This window comes from Tannerella sp. (assembly GCF_030528505.1).
Classification (GTDB): Bacteria; Bacteroidota; Bacteroidia; order Bacteroidales; family Tannerellaceae; genus Tannerella.
On the sequence record NZ_JAUMYS010000038.1, the window covers coordinates 13,382 to 28,816 of the forward strand.

The 15,435-nt window shown below is 48.9% G+C and carries 12 protein-coding genes; 8 read left to right on the plus strand and 4 right to left on the minus strand.

The genetic code is table 11. The features are described 5' to 3' along the window. Positions 1–54 precede the first annotated feature (54 nt). The 3 genes from Q4A89_RS07315 to Q4A89_RS07325 are packed head-to-tail and all read right to left on the minus strand — an operon-like array spanning position 55 to position 2,145. Positions 55–810, minus strand: a complete 756-nt coding sequence (locus Q4A89_RS07315) for an FKBP-type peptidyl-prolyl cis-trans isomerase (protein ID WP_303184615.1) — start codon at positions 808–810, stop codon at positions 55–57. Further along, on the minus strand, positions 807–1,523 hold the full coding sequence (locus tag Q4A89_RS07320; RefSeq protein WP_303184616.1) for an FKBP-type peptidyl-prolyl cis-trans isomerase: 717 nt from the start codon (positions 1,521–1,523) through the stop codon (positions 807–809). The genes Q4A89_RS07315 and Q4A89_RS07320 overlap by 4 nt, the downstream gene beginning before the upstream one ends. Positions 1,524–1,560: 37 nt before the next feature. Then, a complete protein-coding gene (locus Q4A89_RS07325; protein ID WP_303184617.1) occupies positions 1,561–2,145 on the minus strand; it encodes an FKBP-type peptidyl-prolyl cis-trans isomerase in 585 nt (194 codons plus the stop codon). A gap of 1,397 nt (positions 2,146–3,542) precedes the next feature. Here Q4A89_RS07325 and purH point away from each other — a divergent pair. The 6 genes from purH to rodA all read left to right on the plus strand — a co-directional run bounded on the left by purH (position 3,543) and on the right by rodA (position 10,844). Continuing rightward, positions 3,543–5,066: a bifunctional phosphoribosylaminoimidazolecarboxamide formyltransferase/IMP cyclohydrolase gene (gene purH, locus Q4A89_RS07330; protein WP_303184619.1), complete on the plus strand. Its 1,524-nt coding sequence runs from the start codon at positions 3,543–3,545 to the stop codon at positions 5,064–5,066. Between the two features lie 39 nt (positions 5,067–5,105). Continuing rightward, positions 5,106–6,125: a rod shape-determining protein gene (locus Q4A89_RS07335; RefSeq protein ID WP_303184620.1), complete on the plus strand. Its 1,020-nt coding sequence runs from the start codon at positions 5,106–5,108 to the stop codon at positions 6,123–6,125. Positions 6,126–6,197: 72 nt separating this feature from the next. Next, entirely contained in the window at positions 6,198–7,049 is an 852-nt protein-coding gene (mreC, locus tag Q4A89_RS07340; protein ID WP_303184622.1) for a rod shape-determining protein MreC, read from the plus strand. Next, positions 7,042–7,560, plus strand: coding sequence for a rod shape-determining protein MreD (gene mreD / locus Q4A89_RS07345; RefSeq protein ID WP_303184623.1), 519 nt, complete (start codon positions 7,042–7,044; stop codon positions 7,558–7,560). The genes mreC and mreD overlap by 8 nt, the downstream gene beginning before the upstream one ends. Then, positions 7,547–9,409 (plus strand): penicillin-binding protein 2, encoded by a 1,863-nt coding sequence (gene mrdA / locus Q4A89_RS07350; RefSeq protein ID WP_303184631.1) that lies wholly within the window; start codon positions 7,547–7,549, stop codon positions 9,407–9,409. The genes mreD and mrdA overlap by 14 nt, the downstream gene beginning before the upstream one ends. Continuing rightward, entirely contained in the window at positions 9,399–10,844 is a 1,446-nt protein-coding gene (gene rodA / locus Q4A89_RS07355) for a rod shape-determining protein RodA (protein WP_303184625.1), read from the plus strand. Before mrdA ends, rodA begins: the two co-directional genes overlap by 11 nt. A 70-nt stretch (positions 10,845–10,914) precedes the next feature. Here rodA and Q4A89_RS07360 read toward each other — a convergent pair whose 3' ends face one another. Next, positions 10,915–11,277 (minus strand): hypothetical protein, encoded by a 363-nt coding sequence (locus tag Q4A89_RS07360; protein ID WP_303184626.1) that lies wholly within the window; start codon positions 11,275–11,277, stop codon positions 10,915–10,917. A 714-nt stretch (positions 11,278–11,991) separates the two neighbouring features. Here Q4A89_RS07360 and Q4A89_RS07365 point away from each other — a divergent pair. Together Q4A89_RS07365 and Q4A89_RS07370 are read left to right on the plus strand one after the other, a co-directional pair. Next, positions 11,992–12,342 (plus strand): hypothetical protein, encoded by a 351-nt coding sequence (locus tag Q4A89_RS07365; RefSeq protein WP_303184628.1) that lies wholly within the window; start codon positions 11,992–11,994, stop codon positions 12,340–12,342. 296 nt (positions 12,343–12,638) lie between these two features. Further along, on the plus strand, positions 12,639–15,194 hold the full coding sequence (locus Q4A89_RS07370) for a TonB-dependent receptor (protein WP_303184632.1): 2,556 nt from the start codon (positions 12,639–12,641) through the stop codon (positions 15,192–15,194). Positions 15,195–15,435 lie beyond the last annotated feature (241 nt).

The following is a 15,435-nucleotide window of genomic DNA, read 5'->3' on the forward strand; positions in this document are numbered from 1 at the left end:
AAGAGCTACCCGTTTTGTTGAGGTAGCTCCCTTTTATTTTCTCTGTACGAGTGTTTACTTTTCAGCGTCTTCTGCGCGCTCGGGCTGGATGATTTCCAACAGCTCTACTTCGAATTCAAGCGTCGCATGAGGTTTAATCATCTGACCTGCTCCATTGGCGCCGTATGCCAGTTCGGACGGAATCCACACCAGATATTTGGCTCCCACGGGCATGAGTTGCAACACTTCCTGCCATCCTCGGATTACCTGCGTAACCCCGAAAGTCGTCGGTTCACCACGCTGTACGGAACTGTCGAACACGGTACCGTCAAGCAATTTACCAGTATAATGTACTTTCACCCGATCGACTTCGGTCGGCTTCGCACCCGAACCTTCCGCAAGCACCTTATATTGCAGGCCGCTTTCGGTTGTCACAACGCCTTCTTTCGTTTTATTCTCGGCAAGAAATTTCTCTCCTTCGGCTTTCAAGGCCTCGGTTTCACGCTGCTGCACTGCCATGACATATTGCTGAATACGATTCTGCGCATTCTCCGAATTCATCATCAGAGTGGTATCGCCTTTCAGCGCTTTCACCAAAATATCGGTGAAGACCTCCATATTGACCGGCCCGTCGGGGAATGTTTTTAAATTCTCCTTCAAATTTATGCCGATGTTCACTCCCAACGCGTAGCTCACCGTGTCGAGTTCCGAAATCATTACCGGTTCCTGAGGAACAGGAGGAGCGACAACGGTTTTCGTCGTATTACAAGACGTTACAGCCATCATTCCGACGGCTGCAACACTTGCGATTATGACTCGTACGATTCTCATTTTTTCACGATTTCGAGCAACTCTACTTCAAATTCGAGGGTTGCGTTCGGTTTGATCATCTGACCGGCACCGTTAGGACCGTATGCCAAATCGGACGGGATCCACACCTGATATTTCGATCCGACGGGCATCAATTGCAGCACTTCCTGCCAACCGCGAATCACCTGACCGACACCGAATACCGTCGGTTCACCACGCTGTACCGAACTATCGAATACGGTTCCGTTAAGGAGTTTACCCGTATAGTGGCATTTTACCTGATCTTCAGCCGTCGGTTTTGAGCCTGTACCTTCGGTAATTACTTTATATTGCAGTCCACTCTCGGTCGTAATAACGCCTTCTTTCGTTTTATTAGCTGCGAGGAAATCCTGACCGGCCTTCAATTCGGCCTCAGCCTCGGTCTGCTGAATCTTCATGACATAGTCGTTCACATACGTTTGAGCCACTTCAGGTGTCATCTTCATGGCTGCCGAGTCTTTCATTGCGGCCATCAATCCGCTCATAAAAGCATCGTGATTAACCGGTTTTTCGCCGGGGAACGTTTTAAAGTTTTCCTTCAGGTTACTTCCGATGTTAATACCCAACGCATAACTCGCACTGTCGATCGGAGCGCTGAGTGTTACATTTGCTACTCCACCCTGCTGATTACACGAGGTTACTGCCATTCCTGCGGCTACTGCGGCCGCCATCATTACTACACTTACTTTCTTCATTTTCTTACAATTTTTATTCTATTTATCAATTCTAATCTTATACAATATCGAGCAGCTCAACTTCGAACACGAGCGTACTGTTCGGCTCGATCGTTTCGCCGGCTCCGCGTTCACCGTATGCCAGTTCGGAAGGAATGAACAGACGCCACTTGGAGCCTACATTCATCAACTGAAGGGCCTCGACCCATCCGGGAATTACCTGCGAAACGCCGAACGTTGCCGGTTCGCCGCGCTGCACGGAACTGTCGAACACAGTACCGTTAATAAGCGTCCCATGATAATGGCACTTCACCTTGTCAGAAGCTTTCGGCTTGGCTCCATCGCCTGTTTTCAACACCTCATACTGCAAACCACTGGGCAGTGTCACCACACCCACCTTTTCTTTGTTGATACGTAAAAATTCTGCACCGGCCTGCTTGTTCATTTCAAGTTTTTCAGCCTGTAATTTCATAAAAAAATCATTGAGAATTTGTTTGGCCTCGTCGTAACTGATAGCCGGCTTCGCTTCGGAGAAAACATCGTTCAACCCCTTGAGAAAGTCGTCCATATTCAATTCCTTGATACCCGAAGCACGAAAGTTATTACCAATGCTTAACCCTAAAGCATAGCTGATATTTTCCATCTTTTTTCAGTTGTTCTTTTCTATATGTAAATCAGGGTGCAAAGGTAATAACATATTCGGTATAGACAACGTCTTCTCGCCGTTTTTTTTACAAGAAGAAAAGAAATTTTACAGAAAGATGATGCCTCATCGCGTGCCAACGACTTTAGACGTTTCAGACTTCCGGTTGGCCGTCCTCTAAGCAAAGACGGCCATCATCCCGACGGCCGTTATCTAAATTTAAATTTTTAAAACTAAAAATAAATCTCTTTGTCCAAGACTGTATAACTGTATAAGCTCGGCACAATACCTGCGACAGGATGAATATCTTCGGCTATAGAGTACAGACAGGCTACCAGTTCGGTCGATTTAAAAGTCGCCACGACTCGTATCACATCCGGCCTTGAAAAAATGAATTTTTACATTCGCCGTACTATTAGTACCATTCAAAAAAATGAAACCAGCATTTTGATTGTGCCCTCTCTGCATCGGCGTAGGTGCAACAAACCAAAATTCCGTATCTTGTGCGTTACCATGATAACAACGACAATACAGAAAATAAAATAGTGATATTTTCTTCATTATTATTAGCGCTTTATGTATCGCTTTCGAAATCCGGTATCCACCGTAGATACTAAAAGCACAGGATGATTGCACGTCCGATAACCCAAAGGGTGGCCGATGCAGAGTAACGATTCAAACATATGCATGGCAGGGCATTGAACAGACACGGAAAGGACACCATGTTTGTCGCACTCACGGGAGGACCACCCAGGTAGATGCTCATATCATTGGAATTTCGCTTGAAGAAATCGAGATACTCGACCAGCATAAGAAAGAATGTCAAAAGAAAATAACTGAGATTTGCAACATACATTATTCCAGCCAGATGAAATATCTTCAGCACATTCAGCGGGGTAAAAAAAGAAGTGCCGCTGCCATAATAGCAGAAGCAGGTGTTGACATGAAAATGTTTTCTACGGCACAGGATGAAGGTGCAGGTAGCCATAGCACGTAAAATGCTTGTGACCATCTGGAGCATGTCAACCAAAGATCAAGATTATGAACAAATTAATAAAATAGATACAACAAGTTGTCGACAACAAATATTGCCGGATATTATTTTTATCCTCATTTATATACATATACACACAGAATATAAAAAGAAGAAGAAATCGGGAGAAGTCTTTTTTAGAGGCAAGATAGAAAAAGTTTCCGAATAAGCTGAAAAGCCACAAGTGCGATACGACAGCGATGCATTTCCTTCCATATTCTTGGTATGCAAGAAAGAAAGATAATATATATTTTGACTATTTTCTACGCTTTTTCGGCCTTCATTATAGTGCTATATGAAAATAAATCAATATTTTTGTGCGACTTTTTCGAAAAACAGAAAAAGATAGACGCCAATTAGTAGAATGACAGACAGTAGAAAAATTAAACGAGCGTTAGTCTCGGTTTATCATAAAGACGGATTAGACGATATTTTAAAGAAGCTTCATCATGAGGGAGTCGAATTTGTATCCACGGGCGGTACGCAAAGTTTTATTGAGTCGTTAGGACTTCCTTGCGAAGCGGTAGAGACTCTGACAGGCTACCCTTCTATTCTGGGCGGACGAGTAAAGACGCTCCATCCTAAAATCCTGGGTGGTATTTTGGCGCGCCGTGAAGAAGAAGAAGACCGTCAACAACTTTCGAAATATGAAATACCAAGCATCGATCTGGTAATTGTAGACTTGTATCCGTTCGAAGAAACGGTGGCATCGGGAGCCAATACAGAGGCGATTATCGAAAAAATCGACATCGGCGGTATTTCGCTGATCCGCGGGGCCGCGAAGAATTTCCGGGATGTTGTGATTATTGCTTCCAAGGCTCAATATAAGCCGTTCATGCACCTGCTCGACGAAAAAGGAGCGCAAACGACACTCGAAGACAGAAGATGGTTTGCGAAAGAAGCTTTTGCCGTTTCGTCCGCTTACGACACGGCCATCTTCCGTTATTTCGACGGAGACGAACATTCGGCGTTCCGATGCGCCCTCCATGAAGCCAAACCGCTGCGTTACGGTGAGAATCCGCATCAAAAAGGAGTGTTTGTCGGAAAATTCGACGCGTTGTTCGATCAGTTGCACGGCAAAGAAATTTCATACAACAACCTGCTGGATATCGATGCAGCGGTGTCGCTTATCGACGAATTCGACGAGCCGACTTTCGCCATCCTCAAACACACGAACGCTTGTGGCGTAGCCTCACGCCCGACCTTGCTTCAGGCATGGACGGACGCGCTGGCCGGCGACCCCGTCTCGGCTTTCGGAGGTATCCTCGTGACAAACGAAGTCATCGACTGTGAAACGGCCGAAGAAATCAACAAAATCTTCTTCGAAGTCATTATTGCACCCGATTATATGACGGATGCGCTCGACATACTGAAACAGAAAAAGAACCGCATCATTCTGCTGCGGAAGCAAAAAGAGCAGCGAACAGAGCAATTCCGTTCGCTATTGAACGGCGTGCTCATACAGGACCGCGACCTGAGTATTCAGACGGAAGCAGACCTCGAACCGCTGACGAACGGGACACCGGACGAACGGGAAAAAGCAGACCTTTTGTTTGCCAACAAAATCGTGAAGCATAGCAAATCGAATGCTATCACACTGGTTAAGGACAAGCAGCTTTGCGCCAACGGGGCAGGGCAAACTTCGCGTGTAGACGCGTTGAAACAGGCAATTGAGAAAGCCAAGCACTTCGGCTTCGACCTGCAAGATGCGGTCATGGCTTCGGACGCCTTTTTCCCCTTCCCCGACTGCGTGGAAATTGCGGACAAAGCCGGCATCACGGCTGTGATACAACCCGGAGGATCGGTCAACGACCACCTCTCGGTCGAGTATTGCAACACTCACGAAATGAAAATGGTGAAGACCGGCGTCCGCCATTTCAAACATTAAAAAAACAGCATTAAAAAGACATTAAAAAGATAACGAGATATGGGATTATTCTCTTTCACACAAGAAATAGCCGTCGATCTGGGAACAGCCAACACCATCATTGTTTGCGACGGTAAAATTGTAGTCGATGCGCCTTCCGTCGTAGCGCTGGACCGGCGCACGGACAAGGTGATCGCCGTCGGAGAAACGGCACGACAGATGCACGGAAAGACGCACGAAAACATACGAACGGTTCGTCCGTTGCGCGACGGAGTGATCGCCGATTTTTACGCCGCTGAGCAGATGATCCGCGGCATGATCAAAATGATCAAGTTCAAGAACCGCTGGTTTTCTCCGCCGCTCCGCATCGTTGTATGTATTCCTTCGGGCAGTACGGAAGTGGAGATACGCGCCGTACGCGACTCGTCCGAGCGCGCCAGCGCACGCGACGTGTACATGATTTACGAACCGATGGCCGCCGCCTTGGGTATCGGAATCGATGTGGAAGCTCCGGAAGGTAACATGATCGTCGATATAGGCGGAGGAACGACGGAAATCGCCGTGATCTCGCTGGGCGGAATCGTGTCCAACAAATCGATCCGCATAGCCGGTGACGACCTGACGGCCGACATTATGGAATACATGCGCCGCCAGCACAACATGAAAGTGGGAGAAAGTACGGCGGAGATGATTAAAATCAATGTCGGTTCGGTCTTGACATCGCTCGAAAACCCGCCCGAAGATTTTGTGGTGCACGGCCCCAATCAGATGACCGCTCTGCCGATGGAAGTTCCGATCTCGTATCAGGAGATTGCCCACTGCCTCGACAAATCCATCTCGAAGATGGAAGCAGCCATTCTGAGCGCATTGGAACAGACGCCTCCCGAACTGTATGCCGACATTGTGCGTAACGGTATTTATCTAGCCGGCGGAGGCGCATTGATGAGAGGACTCGACAAACGATTGACGGACAAAATCAATATTCCTTTCCACGTAGCAGACGACCCGTTGCACGCTGTGGCCAAAGGTACCGGTATCGCATTGAAGAATATAGACAAATTCAAATTCCTCATTAAATAAACACGTTCGGGAATGCCGCCTATCCGGCGTTCCTGAGCTGCGAAGACGTACGGACGAATACTTGTTTCGACTATGCAGAAGTTGCTTGAATTCCTGATCGGAAAAAGGCATTGGATTTTATTCTTTCTACTCGAAATTGTTTCGTGTATGCTTTTGTATCATAACCATGCGTACCAGCGAAACCTGATGTTCAGTTCATCGAGTACGATAGTCGGGCATATACTGTCGGTTTCCGGGTCGGCCAAGTCGTACATGGGACTGCGCGAGGAAAACAATGCCTTGTTCGAACAAAACGGTCAACTGGAGTTACAGGTCATGGAGCTGCAACAGGAAATCGATCTGCTGAAGGCACAGGCACTCTCGTACGACAGTTTGTTTACCGACTCGGTCGCGCTGCCTTATCATTATATCACGGCCGAAATCGTCAATAACCGCATTGCCGGATTATCGAATTACATCACCATCAACAAAGGAGCGCATCACGGAGTGAAGCCAGACATGGGCGTCGTTTCCACGCGCGGGATTGTCGGTGTCGTTTCGACAGTAAGCGAGCATTTTTCGGTCGTCATACCGTTGCTGAATCCCAAACTGAAAATCAGCAGCAGACTCCAGCGCGGAAATTTTTACGGTTCGCTCTCGTGGGACGGGCGCGACACACGGTATGCCTATCTCGAAGAATTGCCGCGACATGCGGTGTTCGAAGAAGGCGATACCGTCGTAACAAGCGGTTATTCGGCCGTTTTCCCGCCCGGTGTGATGATCGGCACGGTGGCCGAGTTTGACGAAAAGCGCGATTATACGTTCTATTCGTTGAAAGTAAAGTTGGCGACCGATTTTACGACCTTGAAAGTGGTCAGAGTCATTCGGAACGATTATCAGCAGGAACGGCTCGAAGTAGAAAAGGAGGCACAGAAGAATGATTAAGAATTTACTTAACATATTGGTAAGTTTCACCGTCTTTGTGGCGTTGCAGGTGCTGGTGCTGAACGACATTCATCTGTTTCATCTCGCCACGCCTTTCCTGTATCTCTATATCATTCTAAAAATCCCTCTCGGTCTCACCCGGGTACAAGTGCTTTGGGTCGCTTTCCTGACGGGAGTGACGATCGATATCTTTTCCAATACGCTGGGCATGCATGCCGCATCGTGTACGTTCATCGGATTGATCCGTCGCCCTTTACTCACGGCCTTGGTCGACCGTGACATCATAGAAGACGCTACCCCTTCGTATGCCTCATTGGGCGCAGGTTCGTTCATGAAATACACGCTTGGAGTGGTGTTCATCCATCATCTGACGTTATTCCTGATCGAATCCATCTCGCTCTTCGACCCGCTTTACCTCTTGCTGCGTATTCTCTCGAGTGTCGCATTGACAACGCTATGCGTCTTTATTGTCGAAACATTCAATCCCGGCGGTCGAAGTGGAGAATCCTAAAACGAAATACGCATACGAAATCCGCCGGTTTATTCTGATCGGGGCGGTTATTTTTGTGATTCTCATTTATGTCGTACGCCTGTTTTTCCTGCAGATCATCGATGTGGAATACAAAGCTTCGGCCGATAACAATGCTTTCCTGAAAAAAACGCTTTACCCTGCGCGAGGGGTGATTTACGACCGCAACGACAAATTGCTCGTCTACAATCAGCCGGCCTATGACGTGATGCTCATCATGCGCGAGATACAACCGTTCGACACGCTCGACTTCTGCCGTACGGTAGGCATTACGAAAGAGATTTTCGACAAGCGGATTGCCGACATCAAGAACCGCTCGCTCAACCCCGGGTATTCGTCGTATGTTCCGCAAGTATTCATGAATCAGCTCTCGACACACGAATATGGTATCTTACAGGAGAAACTCTACAAGTTTCCGGGCTTCTATATTCAGAACCGTACCGTCAGGGAGTATACCTACCCCAACGCCGCCTTGCTGCTGGGCAATATCGGCGAGGTGAACCGTCGCGACATTCGGGCTGACGATTATTATGTGCAAGGCGATTATGCGGGTCGCGCCGGTGTGGAACGTTCGTACGAGAAAGTGCTGCGAGGCGAGAAAGGGGTGGAAATTCTGCTGCGCGATGCGCACGGGCGTATCAAAGGGCGTTACGAAGAAGGGCTGCACGACATGGCACCCGTTTCGGGAAAAAACCTGAAACTGGCCATCGACATCGAACTGCAAATCTACGCCGAACAATTGCTGCAAAACAAACTCGGGAGCATTGTCATGATCGAGCCGTCGACGGGCGAAGTGCTTTGCTTGGCCACGTCCCCGAGCTACGACCCGAATCTGCTTGTTGGGCGGCAACGCGGCAAGAACCATCTGCTGTTGGAAAACGATCCGCTCAAACCGCTCTTCGACCGTTCCATCATGGGAACGTATCCGCCCGGCTCGACCTTCAAAACGACACAGGGGCTGACTTTCCTGCAGGAGGGCGTCATCACGCCGGAACGGATGTACAGTTGCGCCCGCGGATATACGTTCCGAGGTGGGAAACCGGCTTGCCACGGGCACGGATCACCTCTGGCACTGGTGCCGGCCATTGCCACATCGTGCAACTCGTATTTCTGCTGGGGGCTGCACGACATGTTAGACAGTCGCAAACGTTACCCCAGCGTACAGGACGCGTTCGAGAAATGGAAGGGCTACATGGTTTCGATGGGCTTCGGCTATCAGCTCGGTATCGATCTGCCGAGCGAACAGCGCGGCTACATCCCCAACAGTAAAGTATACGACAAGTACTACAGAGGACGCTGGAATTCGAGTACAATCATCTCCATTGCCATCGGCCAGGGAGAAATCCTGACCACCCCGTTGCAGATATGCAACCTTGCCTCGACGATTGCCAACCGGGGATACTACATCGTGCCGCATGTGGTCAAGGAGATCGAGGATACCGCATTAGATTCGATCTACACGCACAGGAAACCGACGTTGGTAGACACGAAACATTACGAGGTGATCGCGCAAGGCATGCGCGCCGCCGTGGTGGGGGGGACTTGCCGCGGGTTGAACATGAAGGACGTGGAAGTATGCGGCAAAACGGGTACAGCCGAGAACCCGCACGGCAAAGACCACTCGGCCTGCATGGCGTTCGCGCCTTACAACCAGCCGAAGGTGGCGATCGCCGTCTACGTCGAGAACGGAGGCTTCGGAGCTACGATCGCCGTGCCAATGGCACGGTTGATGCTCGAACGATATTTCTACGGGGAGGTAACGCCCGAGAGCAAAGGCATGTATGAAGCCCGTATTTTAAACACTGTTATTTTACCAAGCCATGTACCCTAGAAGAACAAGCGTATGGAGATCGGTAGACTGGCTGACGATCTTATTCTATATATTGATGGTCGTCGCCGGATGGTTCAGCATCTGCGGGGCAAGCTATGAATATAATTCGGCAGGCTTGTTCGACCCGGCCGGACGTCCCGGATCGCAGCTTATCTGGATGGGGACGGCGCTGGCGGTGATCTTCGTCATTCTGATGCTCGACAAAGATTTCTTCGAGACCTTTTCCTTTCCGATCTACGGGGCGGTCTTTCTGCTTCTGGTCGCCACGATTTTTCTGGCACCCGATATCAAAGGTTCGCGCTCGTGGTTAGTGCTCGGTCCCTTGCGCATTCAGCCGGCCGAATTTGCCAAATTCGCCACGGCGCTGGCCGTGGCCAAGCTGATGAGTTCGTACAACTTCAACCTTTTCACGTTTCGCAATTTTACACTCGTTCTGCTGCTTATTCTGGCGCCGATGGCCTGCGTCGTGATGCAGAAAGAGACGGGTACGGCGCTCGTTTTTCTGGCCTTCGGGCTGATGCTCTACCGCGAAGGCATGTCGGGGTATATCTTGCTGGCCAGTGTCTGCGCGGTGACATTCTTCGTCATCGTCATGAAGTATAACGACATGATGCTAGGCATAACGCCTGTGGGCGAGCTGATTGTGGCGAGCCTGACACTCGTCATCACGCTTTTTCTGGTGCTGTATCTGCGCCGCGACAGGCTGGCGGTACGTATCATGCTGTATGTGCTGGGCGTAGCGTTGGCGGGCGGACTGCTGCTATCGCTCTATCAGCCCGTCAATTTCGTATGGGTCGTTGTCGGAGTCATCGGCGTTATCGTACTGATGCTGATTTTCCTTTCACTCAAAAATTTGGCATGGTCTTACGCGCTGATCGCGCTGTTTGCCGTGGCATCGATCGGTTTTATGCTCTCGGTCGATTACGTGTTCAACGATATGCTCGAGCCTCACCAGCAACAGCGTATCCGCGTATCGCTCGGATTGGAAGACGATCCGGGCGGGGCAGGCTACAACGTGAACCAGTCAAAAATTGCCATCGGCTCGGGCGGACTGCTGGGTAAAGGATTCCTGAACGGCACGCAGACGAAACTGAAATACGTGCCGGAACAAGATACGGATTTTATCTTCTGCACCGTGGGCGAAGAGTTCGGATTTGTCGGTTCGATTTGTGTGCTGTTTCTTTTCGGGGCCTTAATCATCCGGCTGGTAAGCCTGGCCGAACGACAAGACACGAAGTTCGGCCGCGTCTACGGCTATTGCGTGGCATCCGTCTTTTTCTTCCATTTAGTCATCAACATCGGGATGGTACTCGGCCTGACACCCGTAATCGGTATCCCGCTACCGTTCTTCAGCTACGGAGGCTCCTCGCTCTGGGGGTTCACCATATTCCTTTTTATCTTCTTGCGCATCGACGCCGCGCGACGCGAAGGATAAGTCGCCGCCCTCTCCGAACAACGGCCTTCCTTCTTACCCGGAGCTTCCGACACGTGATGTTCCCGGCCTCCTACCGCCGCAACACATCGGGACGGATTTCTTCGATCGGATAAATCATTCCCACACGCTTGTACTGACCCTCCAAAGTCGTAGCGACTTCTCCGTTCAGGCTGCGTACTTCCTCATATATTATTCCTCCCGAACGACCGTAATTTAACCCTACGTAAAACTGTCCCTCACACGTGAACAGCTCGATCGAAACCCTTGCATCGCGACCGCTAAGATCCTTATACTTTCCATTCGCCGCATCGGTCATGATTTTACCCATCCACGGATAAGCCTCACTCCATACGCTTTGATACACTTTCTCGTCTTTACTGCACGAAGCAGCGAACAGACAAAGCACGAATAGTATCATCCCTACTTGTTTCATGATATACCTCTTTTTATGAATGAATAATGATACAAACTTACATAAAAAACTTCATTTTTTATGCTGATGGAATAAAAAAATCAAGCCCTGCGGAATTGATTGATGGTCTATTCGCGTGCTCGAAGCACAGATGAAACGTCTTCAGCACATTCAATGGAGTGAAGGAAAGAAGTACCGCTGCCATAATAGCAGAAGCAGGTGTTGACATGAAAATGTTTGCTACGGCACAGGATGAAGGTGCAGGTGGCCATAGCACGTAAGATGCTTGTAGCCATCTGGAACATGTTAGCTAAAAACCAGGATTATGAGAAAATTAATAAAATGGACACAACAAGTTGTTGACTACGAATGCTGCCGGCTATTATTTTTTGCTCTCATTATATATACATATACACACAGAATATGAAAGAAAGAAGAAATCGGGAGAAGTCTTTTTAGAGTAAGATACGAAAAACACCATAGTTCCCAAGCTTTTACTGGACGGAAATTCCTTTTCAAGAGAAAGACACACCTGTTTTTCCCCTCTACGCTCTCCAAGAAAACATCAACACAAAATCATAGAAACCAAAACTCTACAACAAACAAAAAAATATACCGAATAGTAGGGATTGTATAATCCGAAAGAATGTTTTTACTTTGCAGCCGGATTAAAATGGGTGTTTTCCGGATGATTCGGCAAACATCTCATATCATCCTTTGGAACGGAGCAATGCGATGAAGTTGACGCGAAAAGTAAAAAAGATAATAGCCGGGTGGCTGCTTATCCTGTTTATAGGATATGCAGGCTGCACGACTCTTTTTTACCATACGCACCGTATCAACGGGCAGTGGGTTACCCACTCCCATCCTTATTCCGACACGCCTGACACAGGAAACCACACCCACACTTCTGTGGGGTTTGCCACCATTGCATCCCTGACCGCATGGCTGATGCTCGCTTTCCTGCCGGCTATTCTTTCACGACCTTTTACGCTGCTTTCGGCGACCATCGTCGGCCGAACGATCGGTCAAAGTATAACACGCGGAATAACGACGTTATCCCTCCGCGGACCTCCTTACTGCTAAAACAATGCTCATTTTCCGTTCATTCCTTTTTTGCAGGTTTTTGAACGGAATTTCCATACCATTCGGTATGGTGATGTACTGTATAAACCGAAACACAGCACATCAGGACTTATTACTAAAATTTTAACAGACGAAACAAGGCATGTACCGGCCTTTGTCTTCATTCGTATACACATACGCATGCTGACGAAGCCGCGCGATGTAATGTTTCATCATTATCCAAAATATTTTAAACAACAAATTTTATGAAATCACTCTATTGTTTATTTTTAAGTTTATTTTTATTCCCGTCGCTGATGATGGCCGACGGAGCAAATGAAAGTCCCGAACAAATAAAACGCGGGACAGATGCCAACATTACGGGACATGTGCAAGACGCTAAAACGAAAGAGCACCTGCCCTTTATCAACATCATTGTTAAAGGTACCACCATCGGTGTAACGACCGATGCAACGGGACACTACATGCTGAAAGACCTGCCTGTGGGAGACCTTACGCTCGAAGTTTCTTTTATCGGATACAAGAAAGTGACGAAAAAAGTAACGACGAAAGCCAACACCTTGCTTGAAGTAAATTTCCTGATCGAAGAGGAATCATTGTCGCTCGACGAGGTTGTCGTTTCCGCAACGCGAAGCGAGACGATGCGCCGCGAAGCGCCCGCACTGGTCAACGTTCTTGACATGAAACTGTTCGAGCGGACACAATCGACCGACATTTCGCAGGGATTGAAATTTCAACCCGGTGTGCGTGTAGAAAATAATTGCCAGAATTGCGGATTCAGTCAGGTGCGTATCAACGGAATGGACGGTCCTTATTCCCAGATTCTGATCGACTCGCGTCCGGTATTCAGCGCGCTTGCCGGTGTGTACGGACTGGAGCAGATTCCGGCCAATATGATCGAACGTGTCGAGGTGGTACGCGGTGGCGGTTCGGCTCTGTTCGGCTCATCGGCCATCGCCGGAACGATCAATATCATCACACGCGAGCCCCTCAACAATTCGGCCAGTATCTCCCATCAGACACGCGCTTTAGGCGGGCTGAACACCTTCGAGAACACGACGAACTTTAACGGATCGATCGTTTCAGACAATCATAAAATGGGGGCTACAATGTTCGGACAGACGCGTCATCGCTCAGGTTACGACCATGATGGCGACGGATATACCGAAACGCCCGTGCTCGACGGCCGCACGTTGGGCTTCCGCGCGTTCATCAAGCCGAGCCACTACTCGAAACTGACGGCCGAATATCACAACACGCACGAATTTCGTCGTGGTGGCGACCTGCTCAAAGAACAGCCGCACAATGCACACGTAGCCGAACAGCTGGAGCACACAAACAATATCGGAAGTCTGAACTACAGTCTGTTCAGCCCGAACGGAAGACATCGCTTCAATGCCTACGCTTCGTTTATGAAAGTCGACCGTAAAAGTTATTACGGAGGAGGAGACAAAACGGCCAATGAGATCATGGCCGAGGGTAAAAAGAATATCGAAAACGCACGGGATAAGTTTATCGAAGATTTGAAAAAGGCCAACCCCGGCATCTCGGACGAACAGATCGACCAAGAGTTGGGCGATAACTTCTTCCCGAAAATCAGCAACGGATTGAGCAACGAAGATATGCTCGAACTGAATAAACGTATGGCTTCGTACGGACGGACCGGCGGCCTGACGCACATGTTCGGCGCGCAGTATGCTTATGAGATGCCCAAACTGCTGTTTATGCCCGCTACGCTTACGGCCGGGTTGGAATATACACACGACAAACTCGACGACGTAAGCGGCTATCGTGAAGCTCCCCTCATGCAAAAGGTGAGTACGCAGAGCGCCTTCCTGCAAAACGAATGGAAAAACAACAAATGGAGCATCCTCCTCGGTGCACGTTTGGACAAGCATTCGCTCGTGAAGGACATGATCTTCAGCCCTCGTGTCAACTTGCGCTACAACCCGTCTCAGGCTTTCAGCTTCCGACTGAGTTACAGCAAAGGATTCCGAGCTCCTCAGATTTTTGATGAAGACCTGCACGTCGACAATGCCGGCGGCGACCTGATCATTTCGCAGAATGCACCGGGCCTGAAAGAAGAGACGTCGCACAGCTTCAGCGGGTCGATAGACTGGTATCACCGCATGGGCGCATGGCAGTTGAACTTGTTGGCCGAAGGATTCTACACGAATCTGGTCGATGCATTCGGTTTCAATCAAAAAGATACCGTAGTGAAAGGCGTTGATCAAATCCTGAAAATACGTGAGAATTCGGAAGGAGCTAAGGTCTACGGACTGAATTTTGAAGGAAAAATCGCGTATCTGAATACGTGGCAGTTGCAGGCCGGCCTGACGGCACAAAAGAGCCTCTGGAATGAAGAACAACAGTGGCACGAAGACGACAGCTACAAAACACGTCGCATGTATCGCACGCCGAATCTCTATGCATACTTCGTAAGCACGGTTAATTTTACGCGCGACTTTACGCTGTCTGTTTCCGGAAACTACACGGGCAATATGCTGACAGGCCACGAAATCCCGACCGAAGAGGATGGTAGCCTAACCTTGTTCAATGGTAAGCCGTCGGCAACGATCCACGCAGATCGTATGCAGCAAGGTGAAGGACAAACGTCGACGACCTACGGCCCGCGCACGTTCAAAACGCCCGCATTCTTCGAGATGGGATGCCGTCTGTCATATAATTTCCCGCTGTACAGTATTTATACGATGCAAGTCTACGCGGGTGTACAAAATATGTTTAACGCATTCCAAGACGATTTTGACAAAGGACCGGCGCGTGACTCGGCCTACATTTACGGACCGGGTATGCCGCGCAGCTTCTTTGCGGGCGTAAAAATCAGTCTATAACTTTTTCATAAATTGTCGTTTTTGTTTTGAGATGGGCAATTCGCCAAAGTCGTTTACGACAGGCGGATTGCCCGCTCTTTTATCGTTTACGATTGCTCAAAAACGCAACATAAAAATTTCTGTTTGAACCCAGATTCCGCCATAGAAAAAATAAGCATGAATTTCATTCAGGCCTTCAGCCCTCCAAACAAGGTCCGGATGTCGATACCCCACCCTTGCGGGATGGGGCTGAAATAATCCG

Bases quoted from the DNA above. Each gene is read 5' to 3' on its own strand.
- Q4A89_RS07315 (WP_303184615.1), bottom strand. From the start codon at position 810: ATGAGAATCGTACGAGTCATAATCGCAAGTGTTGCAGCCGTCGGAATG.
- Q4A89_RS07320 (WP_303184616.1), bottom strand. From the start codon at position 1,523: ATGAAGAAAGTAAGTGTAGTAATGATGGCGGCCGCAGTAGCCGCAGGA.
- Q4A89_RS07325 (WP_303184617.1), bottom strand. From the start codon at position 2,145: ATGGAAAATATCAGCTATGCTTTAGGGTTAAGCATTGGTAATAACTTT.
- purH (WP_303184619.1), top strand. From the start codon at position 3,543: ATGACAGACAGTAGAAAAATTAAACGAGCGTTAGTCTCGGTTTATCAT.
- Q4A89_RS07335 (WP_303184620.1), top strand. From the start codon at position 5,106: ATGGGATTATTCTCTTTCACACAAGAAATAGCCGTCGATCTGGGAACA.
- mreC (WP_303184622.1), top strand. From the start codon at position 6,198: ATGCAGAAGTTGCTTGAATTCCTGATCGGAAAAAGGCATTGGATTTTA.
- mreD (WP_303184623.1), top strand. From the start codon at position 7,042: ATGATTAAGAATTTACTTAACATATTGGTAAGTTTCACCGTCTTTGTG.
- rodA (WP_303184625.1), top strand. From the start codon at position 9,399: ATGTACCCTAGAAGAACAAGCGTATGGAGATCGGTAGACTGGCTGACG.
- Q4A89_RS07360 (WP_303184626.1), bottom strand. From the start codon at position 11,277: ATGAAACAAGTAGGGATGATACTATTCGTGCTTTGTCTGTTCGCTGCT.
- Q4A89_RS07365 (WP_303184628.1), top strand. From the start codon at position 11,992: ATGAAGTTGACGCGAAAAGTAAAAAAGATAATAGCCGGGTGGCTGCTT.
- Q4A89_RS07370 (WP_303184632.1), top strand. From the start codon at position 12,639: ATGATGGCCGACGGAGCAAATGAAAGTCCCGAACAAATAAAACGCGGG.